The following is a 9,552-nucleotide window of genomic DNA, read 5'->3' as shown; positions in this document are numbered from 1 at the left end:
AAAAACGGAGGAGATGTCTCACTTCGTTCGACATGACACAATAAAAAGTCTTTTTTTGGGGTTAGTTGGGAAGGGGTCTTTTTCCCCTTCCCAATAATGGGAGATCCTTCGCTTCGCTCAGGATGACACCGGGACGTCACCCCGAAATGCCGTTCTGAGGGGTCTCCTCCTTTAATGGAGGAGGGCATAGCCCTCCTCCAACTCCACCCAAAAGGGAATAGGGGGAATTACTTTATTTTAAAAACTTTTTGCGTATAATTTTGATAGAACTTTCAATTGAAAAAGGAGAAATTTGATTTTGTGGGTGAGAAAAGAAAATTAAAAAAGGCTCAGTTAGAGAATCAATTTAGCCCTTGGTGGAAGGAAGCAGTAGTCTATGAAATATACCCAAGGTCATTTAACGATTCAAATGGAGATGGCATTGGCGATCTCAGGGGCATTATCCAAAAACTCGACTACCTCAAAAGCCTTGGTGTAGATGTGCTTTGGATTTGCCCGATTTATAAATCTCCTAATGCTGATTACGGGTACGATGTTGCTGATTACTACGAAATTAATCCCGAATACGGCACAATGGATGACTTTAAGGAATTGCTTGGACAAGCCCATAAAAGAGGACTTAAGGTCGTAATGGATCTTGTTGTGAATCACACCTCTGATGAACATCCATGGTTTATTGCCTCAAGATCATCCAGGGATAACGACAAGAGAGATTACTATATCTGGCGTAAGGGGTGTTGCGGAAGAGAACCAAACAATTGGGCTTCATATTTTACGGCATCCGCCTGGACATATGACCCAGAAACTGACGAGTACTATCTTCATCTATTTTCCGAAAAACAACCAGACCTTAACTGGGAAAACCACAAACTTCGAAACGACATTTACGAAATGATGAAGTGGTGGCTTGACCAGGGTATAGATGGATTCAGAATGGATGTAATAAATTGCATATCAAAGCACAAGGATTTGCCCGATGTCCCAGGAAAAGGAAAAGGGTACAAATTTGCAGGACAATTCTTCTTAAACGGACCTAAGGTCCACAATTACCTCAGGGAGATGAACGAGAAAGTGCTTTCAAAATACGACATTATGACTGTTGGCGAAACTCTCAAGGTTACAACAGATGATGCAATCCTCTATACAGGATTTGACAGACACGAACTCAATATGATATTTCCATCAGAACTTATGGAGATAGACGGTTTTACTCCTGGTAGCTCACTTCTTAAAAAATGGACACCTTATGAATTCAAACAGATTATTACAAAGTGGCAAATTGCTCTTCATGGAAAGGGATGGACAGGCGTTTTTCTTGGCAACCACGACTACCCGAGAATAGTTTCCCGCTTTGGAAACGACAGGGCTTACAGAGTAGAGTCGGCAAAGTTATTAGCAACACTTACACTAACACTTGAGGGGACACCTTTTATCTACCAGGGCGAAGAGATTGGAATGACAAATATTGCATTTAAATCAATCGAAGACTACCGTGATACTGCGACCCTTAACATCTATAGTGAATACTCTAAAAAGGCGCCACCTATCATCAAACCTTTAATACAACGTTATATTATGTACGCAATACACAAACTCGGTCGAGACAATGCACGCACTCCAATGCAGTGGAACGCAAGTCCAAATGCAGGGTTTACAACCGGAAAACCATGGATTAAGGTAAACCCAAACTATAAAGAAATAAATGTAGAAAAAGACGAATCCAATGAAGATTCAATTTTGAACTACTACAGGCGTATGATCAAGGTGAGAAAGGAAAATCCTTGTCTAATTTATGGAAATTTTGTCCCTCTTTTCGAAAAGCACAAAAGCGTATTTGCATACCTTCGTGAACTTGAAAACGAAAGATGTCTTGTGATTTTGAATTTAACAAGTAAACCTTCAACTATCCAACTTCCAAAGGATCTTAAAAATAGCAACAAGAAACTTTTAATAAAAAATCTAAAAGAAGGTCCATACGAATCGAATGGCAGGATTAAGTTAAGGCCCTATGAAGCACTTGTTTATAAATTTGAGGAATAAAAATGCTAATTTAGTATATAAACAAAAAAGGAGGCGCAGATGAGAATCTACGAAAAAATGGGACTTAAGGAAATCTACAACTTCGACAAGAGGGTCAGGCTGCTCTTTACGATCTTGCTTGTTTCAGGCATCATCCTTCTTGCCGACCAAAATGTAATGTCCCCAAACATTCAGGCAATCGAAAACGAATTTAAAATTGGGGACAAGGAAATAGGATTAATCGGTTCTGCATTTACTATCATTGCATCAGTTGTAACGCTTCTCTGGGGGTATTTATCGGATAAGTATTCAAGAAGGATACTTCTCATCATTACAACGCTTCTTGGAGAAATTCCATGCTTTCTTACAGGATTTGCAGAGAGTTACCATCAGATGCTTTTCTTAAGAGTCCTTACAGGCATTGGTATTGGAGGATCTGTCCCCATTGCATTTTCACTTATTGGCGATTTCTTCACTGAGAAAACACGACCAAGAGCACAGGCATGGTATGATGCAATAACGACAATTGGCGTACTTCTTGGAATGATTATTGCAGGCTTCTTGGGTCCTGCTTTAGGGTGGCGTGTCCCGTTTATGGTCGTTTCGGCACCAAATTTCCTTTTTGTAATAGGAATGCTCTTTGCTAAAGAACCCCCAAGAGGTGCAGGCGAACAGGAAATTAGAGAGTATATGATTGAAGGAAAACAGTACAAAGGCAGCTTACGGCTCAAGGATTATCTGCGTCTTTTGAAAGTCCCAACAAACATCTGGTTGTTTTTGCAGGGCATCCCGGGGACTGTTGCCTGGGGAATAATTCCATTCTACCTTATTGTCTTCTATCAGAGGTACAAACACTTCCCCGTCCAACTTGGAACTGTACTTTTGATAATTCTAGGACTCGGGACTGTCCTTGGGAAACTTTTGGGTGGGCTTATCGGCAATAGCATATATCTTAAGAAAAGAAGTTTGCTTCCGATATTCCTTGGAGTTATGCAACTTATAGGGGTTGTGCCAATTTTAATTACACTTATGTGGCCTGCCCCTCAAAACCCCACAATTAAAGACCTTCTTGTGCCAGGTATTTTCGGATTTTTGGGTGCGCTCCTCATATCCACATCTGGCCCAAATGTACGAGCAATACTTATGAATGTAAACCTTCCAGAGCATAGAGGTGCAATCTCATCAATATTTAACCTCACTGATAACATTGGTATGGGGTTGGGTCCTTTTATTGGTGGACTTATATCTTCGGTTAAAGGGCTTGACTTTGCAATGACAACCTCAGCGCTATTCTGGATTCCCTGCGGATTACTTCTATTTGTCGTTGCAACATCAATAGAAAAAGACGCATTAAAGGTAAGAAGCCGTATGGAAGAAATGAGAAAGGAAATAGAGCATGAAAAAGCCTGATTTCAAGTTTGCTAAATTGGGCGTAATAATAGAGGGAAAACCAATCGAAAGAGAAATTCCTTCAATAAAGGAAGAGGATTTTGAGATTAGTTTTAACGACGACTTATCCATAAGAATTTTTTCAGAAAAGAAAATCGACATAAGCGAGGTTTATTTTGACCTTAAGTTTGATGACGCAAATATCAATATGCTCCGAAATGGTTTTCAATCCTGGTCGCCTACCTATGAAATCGATACTGAAACAAGGTTTGAAAGAGTGCTTATGCCTGTTCTTCGCTATCACTACCTTGACCCTGAAAATTTTACTGAGGGAAGGTCTCACTTCTTTACTTACATAAATTTTGGGGATCATTACATTCACTTAGTCCCCGAGAATAATTCCCTTAAGGCAAGTTTCGAACTCATTAATAAAAACACAGTGAGGGTTTATTTTGAAATAGGAAGTGCTGTTGAGGGGGAGTTTCTTACGCCTAAAATTGTAGCAAAGCAAACACAAAGTTTAGCCCTCGAAAAAAGAAAACACAAGAAAATTTACGGCTGGACTTCGTGGTACTATTATTACAGGTCTATCGATGCAGATGAAATCATCAAAAATATCGAAAGTATCAAAAACCTCCCCTTTAAACTCGACTTCTTCCAGATAGATGACGGATGGCAAAAAAGCATTGGTGAGTGGGTTGAAAACGAAAAGTTCAAAGGCAAACTCAAAATTATCGTGGACAAGTTAAACGACCTGGGCGTAACTCCAGGCATATGGCTTGCGCCTTTTGTTGTAGAGAAAAACTCGGAAATATTCAAACAACATAAATATTGGCTTGTAAAAGATAAGGCGGGTGCCCCAAGGCAAGTTGGGTTTAATCCCCTTTGGAGTGGCCATTTCTACGCACTTAATCCAATGAACGATGAAGTTTTGGAGTACCTTACGGAAAAGATCACCGCACTCAGGGAAATGGGCTTCAGAATGTTCAAGTTTGACTTCCTGTATAGCCTTATGGCAGTTTCGAAAGATGAGGTTGTGGACGCTACAAGGATTGAAAGATTCAAAAGAGGAATGGAAACCTTAAGAAAAGCAATCGGAGAAGATTCAAAACTCCTTGGGTGTGGAGCACCTGTAATGCTCGAGAAAGGGCTTTATGATTACCTTAGAATCGGACCTGATACAAAGGACGGATGGGAAGATACACTTACTCAGCTTTTGAGGTTTGAGGGGCGAGTTTCAGCAAAGAATTCTCTCAGAAACACAATCACAAGGTCATATATAAATCGCAAATACTTCATAAACGACCCTGATGTTATCTTCCTAAAGCCAAAACACCTCACCGAGGACGAGCAAAACACTATTTTAATCGTTAACTTCTTTCTTTCGGATTTCATTTTCTTTTCAGACCCGATTTATGCACTTAATGAAAAGGGCTTTCAATTGCTTTTGGCACTTCAAAACTACAAGGACTTTACGCTTGACCACGTCTTGGAACTTTCAAAGGATGTGTTTAAGTTCACTGGTGAAACTGCCGATTCAATTATTACTGGCTTCGTGAATCTAACAGAAAAGGACTTCGAAATAGATGAAGAACCAGGCGAGATAATCTTTGGAAAGGATGGAAAAACTCTTTTGAAACATGCAACAAAAGTATATAAAAAGGGAGTGTAAAGGAGGCAAATATGGGAAAGTTCCTTTGGGGTGTTGCAACCGCCGCACATCAGGTTGAGGGCGGCAACATCTACAACGACTGGTACGAATGGGAAAAGGAAGGAAGAATTAAAACAGGCGATTCAGCAATTGTTGCTTGCGACCACTACAATAGGTACAAGGAAGATTTTGAACTTATAAAGTTCCTCAACAACAATGCCTATAGGTTTTCTGTAGAGTGGTCACGCATTGAGAAAAACGAAGGGGAGTTTGACGAGAAAGAAATCGAGCACTATGTCGATATGCTAAAGACTCTAAAGGAAATGGAGATTGAGCCTGTATTAACGCTTCACCATTTCACAATTCCTTTGTGGCTTTACAAAAAGGGAGGATTTCTAAACGAAAACTTCCATAACTACTTTGCACGCTTTGTTAAGAAGGTTGTCCCATACTTTGCTCCTTATGTCAAATACTGGATAACGATAAATGAGCCTGTGGTTGTGGGGATGTTCGGTTATATGATGGGCGATTGGCCTCCTGGGCATAAGAATATGCAGGAAGGGTTTTCAGCAATAAGAGAACTCCTTCTATCACATCTTGAGGCATACAAAATAATAAGGGCAGAAAAAAGCGATTCGCTTATTTCGATTGCTCACAATATGGTTGTTTTTGAACCATTGAATAAATTCAACCCTCTTGATGTTATCGTAAATAACCAAATAAGGTATATGTTTGATTACGCATTCCTCGATTCAATTTTCGAAGGAAAGATACTAAAACCATTTGGAAAAGGGGAGAAACTTCAAGACCTAAAAGAATCTCTTGATTTTATCGGCTTGAATTATTACTCACGCACTTTTGTAAAGTTCTCTCCCAAAACAACTTACGAAGCAGTTAACAGAGGAGAACTAAGTGACTTTAATAACGAAATCTACCCTGAAGGCATATACAGGCTTCTTGTTGACCTTAAGAAAAGATACGGAAAATCGGTTATGATAACAGAAAATGGTGTTGCAGATCATCTTGATAAATGGCGTCCGCAACTCATAAAGGACACAATTGGGTATATGAGAAAGGCAAAAGAAGAGGGTGTCGATATCATTGGTTATATGCACTGGTCTTTAATGGATAATTTTGAGTGGGCTGAGGGCTACTCTATGAAGTTTGGCTTGTTTGAAGTCGACTTCAAAACTCAGGAAAGGAAACCAAGACAGAGTGCCTTTGTTTATAAGGAGATTGCAAAAAGCGAGTTGTAGTTAATATAAAGGCTTTAATGAAATCCTGAGGGTCCAGGAGAGCGTTTCTCCTGGACCTATTGGTTTTATGTCCCCTTTTTCTTTTGCAATACAGGGTGAATCATAGAAGGCGGTAGTTGGCTCAAGAGCAATTGCACCATCACTTCTCAAACCACCTTCATCAATCCATAAGCCCAAATAATGCACAACATCCTCTCTAAAACTCAGTTTGTATTCAAGCTTGCCGTGGTTCAATGTAAGTGCTGCTTCACCAATCTTAAGTCTTCCATAGGCATAAAACTTTTCTGTTCTTCCCGAAAAAGGGTTAAATCTATCAAGCCTGAGGGAAGTTCCATCAGGAAGAACTGTTTCAGGAAAATTATGCACAGTCCCTATATCGTGAAGGCGTTTACTTTTATGAACATTTACTACTTTATCAACACCGGGAATAATTATTCTTGAATATTCATCCCCTCTTACAAGCCCATGAAAAGCCCATAGCGCATTTATTGGCTTTTCTCCAACATTTTCAACCCTGTAATTTAAATTAATTGTGGTTCCCTCTACCTGGATAATTCGCTCAAACCGATAGGAGAACCTCACGCCTTCAATCCTGCAAACTAAACTGCCGTTTTCTTCCCCAATATCCCAAGGGCGGCTCCATAGTTCGCCGTGGTCAACCATATCCAAACACGGGTCTATTGTTGGGAAGCAATCATCGAAACCCGACACATCATAGTTTTCAAAAGAATCGCCAAATCGAGGAAGGGTGTATGAACCACTATTAGGTTGTGCTGCAACTTCAAAATCCTGTTCTTTATAGATTAATGATGCAATTTTTGCACCAAGGTCTTTTAAGACTGTTAATTTTATCAATTCATTCTCAATAAAGAAGGCATTGAGACCCTTGTAAACGCCCTTCCAAATTTTCATATCAGAAGTTTCCTAAAAAATCTACCCCATCGACAATTTGAGCCCTGTAAAATTTAGGCTCAAGACCAGTTTTTACCTTGTAATTTAGCGAAACATTCCTGATAAAATCATCTAATCCATCGGTTGCAACAACTGCAATAGCACACCCTCCAAAACCTGCACCAGTCATCCTTGCACCAATGCAGCCTGGTTGCTTTAGCGCCTCTTCAACAATTGTATCAAGATGAACGCCTGTAACTTCAAAGTTATCCCTGAGGGAATTATGAGACTCCACAAGCAATTTTCCAAATTCTTTTATATCACCATTTTTGAGTGCAATGGACGCCTTTTTGACGCGCACGTTTTCTGTAATAACATGCAGTGTTCGTTTTCGTAAAACTTCATTATCAAGAAGCAAAATATCTTCAAGACTTGCTTCGCACAAGTTAGAAATTGCTTTCTTTTGCTGAATATTTGAAAGTGCCTCTTCACACTCTTTTCGCCTTTCGTTATACTTTGATTCGTTGAGTTCCCTTCTTTTCCCTGTATCCATAATGACAAGGGTAAATTCGCCTAATTTTATCGGGACATACTCATATTCGAGTGTGTCGCTATTGAGTAATATTGCATGGTCTTTTTTCCCCATACTTACGGCAAACTGGTCCATAATGCCACAGTTTACACCTACAAAGTTGTTTTCTACATCCTTACACATTTTCGCAATTTTAATCCTGTCGATTTGATTTTCTGGGTAGAGCATCATAAAAGCCGTTAACACCTCGATTGCAGCAGAGGAAGAAAGACCCGAGCCCATTGGAAGCGTACTTGCAAACATAATATCTGCACCTTCTACTTTAAAGCCCTCTTCAAGGAGTTTTTTTATGACACCTTTTGGGTAATTTGCCCATCCGTCTGAAGCTACATACTTTATTTCTTCATTTAAATCGATAGCGACCCTATTTGGTGCATCTTTCGAAACAAGATTAATGATAGAGTCATTACGCTTGCGTTTAAGCCCGTAAATTCCAAGCGAAATAGTTGCAGGCATCACTAATCCGCCGTTATAATCGATATGCTCCCCAATAAGATTCACCCTGCCCGGTGCAAAAAACACATCGACTTTGCCTTCTCCATAAAGTGCAGTAAATTCCTCTTTAAGTTTATTCAGGTTCATTCTTCAAAAACCTCTCAATTGCTTCTCTTAGTTTTGGGGCAGTCTCCTCAACCGAAAGGGGGTTTGCAGCAGCCCAGGCTCCCATTTCTGAAGAGGCATACCACTTTATTTTATCTTTGTCTCTCAATGGCGGATAGAATTCAATATGGAAGTGAAAGTATTTATCGCTTTCTTTGTATTCCTCAGTGTTTACGGGTGTTTGGTGGATAACCATCATATACGGGAAAGGACGGTCAAAAAGCAAATCGAAGGCGCCGGTAATCGTCTTAAGCATCTTTGCTAAATCACGCTTCTCAGGTTCCGTAAAGTCCGCAAGGTTTCCAAAATGCCTCTTGCTTACGATGAAAACGCCGTAAGGGTAATCGGTAAAGAAAGGAAGGTATGCAATAAAACTCTCATTTTCAAAAACAACCCTTTTTTGAAATGCCTTTTCCATAGCATTCATATGGCAGATCATACACTCGTTATGCTCCATATAGTACTCTTTGCAGGAATCAAGTTCGACTTTCAGTTTAAGTGGCACAAAGGGATAGGCATACAGTTGCCCATGGGGGTGAATAATAGTAACACCAACCTCCTCACCTCTATTTTCAAAAGGAAACACATATTTTATATTTTCATCCTTTGATAACTCATTATTTCTTTCAATCCAGAGGTTTACAAGTTTTACAATGTGCTCTACACTTAACTGCCACAACTTTGCATTGTGTTGAGAAGCATAAAGAATAACCTCACACTTGCCATAGTTTTTCATAACCCTGTAGAAGTCATCTGAAGGGACTTCGGGTTCATCGGGTTCAAGTTTCAAAACGGGAAAATCGTTATCATACTTCAGAACATCATAGTGATCGGGCACTTTGCCTGAGCCAGGGCAAAAGGGACACCAATCCTTCGGCATATTCGGGCGTTCCTGCCTGTTCGGCGCAACCATCACCCATGTTTTAAGAAGAGGATTCCATCTTAATTCACCCATATAAACCTCCAAAAGTAATTACATCCACCCTCTATTTTAAGACAATTGAATTTTTTTGAAAGGAAGGTTCAAGGATAATAAGCAAAAACAACTTTGTAAAATACGCATTTCTCAAATTAGTGATAAAATTTTGTGTAATGTGAATTTTTTTAAAGAACAGCAAAGGAGGCAAAAAATGGATGAAAAAGTAAAGGTTGGC

At 39.7% G+C, this 9,552-nt stretch carries 7 protein-coding genes; 4 read left to right on the top strand and 3 right to left on the bottom strand.

Going from position 1 to position 9,552, the window contains the following annotated elements; all coding sequences use genetic code 11:
- Positions 1-300 precede the first annotated feature (300 nt).
- From JHC30_02540 to JHC30_02525, 4 genes are read left to right on the top strand one after another with little or no spacing between them, the layout of a single operon-like run.
- Positions 301-2,040 carry an alpha-glucosidase gene (locus JHC30_02540; GenBank protein MCI4463033.1) on the top strand — a complete coding sequence of 580 codons (1,740 nt, stop codon included), beginning with the start codon at positions 301-303 and terminating at the stop codon, positions 2,038-2,040.
- A gap of 39 nt (positions 2,041-2,079) precedes the next feature.
- Positions 2,080-3,429 carry an MFS transporter gene (locus JHC30_02535; GenBank protein ID MCI4463032.1) on the top strand — a complete coding sequence of 450 codons (1,350 nt, stop codon included), beginning with the start codon at positions 2,080-2,082 and terminating at the stop codon, positions 3,427-3,429.
- Complete coding sequence (locus tag JHC30_02530; GenBank protein ID MCI4463031.1) at positions 3,416-5,080, top strand: alpha-galactosidase; 1,665 nt, start codon at positions 3,416-3,418, stop codon at positions 5,078-5,080. Before JHC30_02535 ends, JHC30_02530 begins: the two co-directional genes overlap by 14 nt.
- Before the next feature lie 11 nt (positions 5,081-5,091).
- Positions 5,092-6,315, top strand: a complete 1,224-nt coding sequence (locus tag JHC30_02525; protein MCI4463030.1) for a family 1 glycosylhydrolase — start codon at positions 5,092-5,094, stop codon at positions 6,313-6,315.
- Here JHC30_02525 and JHC30_02520 read toward each other — a convergent pair whose 3' ends face one another.
- Genes JHC30_02520 through galT form a run of 3 tightly spaced genes read right to left on the bottom strand, consistent with a single transcriptional unit; the run spans position 6,316 to position 9,353 of the window.
- Entirely contained in the window at positions 6,316-7,227 is a 912-nt protein-coding gene (locus JHC30_02520; GenBank protein MCI4463029.1) for a hypothetical protein, read from the bottom strand.
- 1 nt (position 7,228) lies between these two features.
- Positions 7,229-8,380 carry a galactokinase gene (locus JHC30_02515; protein ID MCI4463028.1) on the bottom strand — a complete coding sequence of 384 codons (1,152 nt, stop codon included), beginning with the start codon at positions 8,378-8,380 and terminating at the stop codon, positions 7,229-7,231.
- On the bottom strand, positions 8,367-9,353 hold the full coding sequence (gene galT, locus JHC30_02510; protein MCI4463027.1) for a galactose-1-phosphate uridylyltransferase: 987 nt from the start codon (positions 9,351-9,353) through the stop codon (positions 8,367-8,369). Before galT ends, JHC30_02515 begins: the two co-directional genes overlap by 14 nt.
- Between the last annotated feature and the right edge of the window lie 199 nt (positions 9,354-9,552).

The sequence above is a fragment of the Caldisericum sp. genome (assembly GCA_022759145.1).
Lineage (GTDB): Bacteria > Caldisericota > Caldisericia > Caldisericales > Caldisericaceae > Caldisericum.
The sequence above is the reverse complement of the archived record's forward strand: the minus strand, read 5'-3'. Positions and strand labels throughout refer to the sequence as shown.

Excerpts from the sequence above, each read along its gene's own strand:
- JHC30_02535 (MCI4463032.1), top strand. The coding sequence starts at position 2,080 with ATGAGAATCTACGAAAAAATGGGACTTAAGGAAATCTACAACTTCGAC.
- JHC30_02530 (MCI4463031.1), top strand. The coding sequence starts at position 3,416 with ATGAAAAAGCCTGATTTCAAGTTTGCTAAATTGGGCGTAATAATAGAG.
- JHC30_02525 (MCI4463030.1), top strand. The coding sequence starts at position 5,092 with ATGGGAAAGTTCCTTTGGGGTGTTGCAACCGCCGCACATCAGGTTGAG.
- JHC30_02520 (MCI4463029.1), bottom strand. The coding sequence starts at position 7,227 with ATGAAAATTTGGAAGGGCGTTTACAAGGGTCTCAATGCCTTCTTTATT.
- JHC30_02515 (MCI4463028.1), bottom strand. The coding sequence starts at position 8,380 with ATGAACCTGAATAAACTTAAAGAGGAATTTACTGCACTTTATGGAGAA.
- galT (MCI4463027.1), bottom strand. The coding sequence starts at position 9,353 with ATGGGTGAATTAAGATGGAATCCTCTTCTTAAAACATGGGTGATGGTT.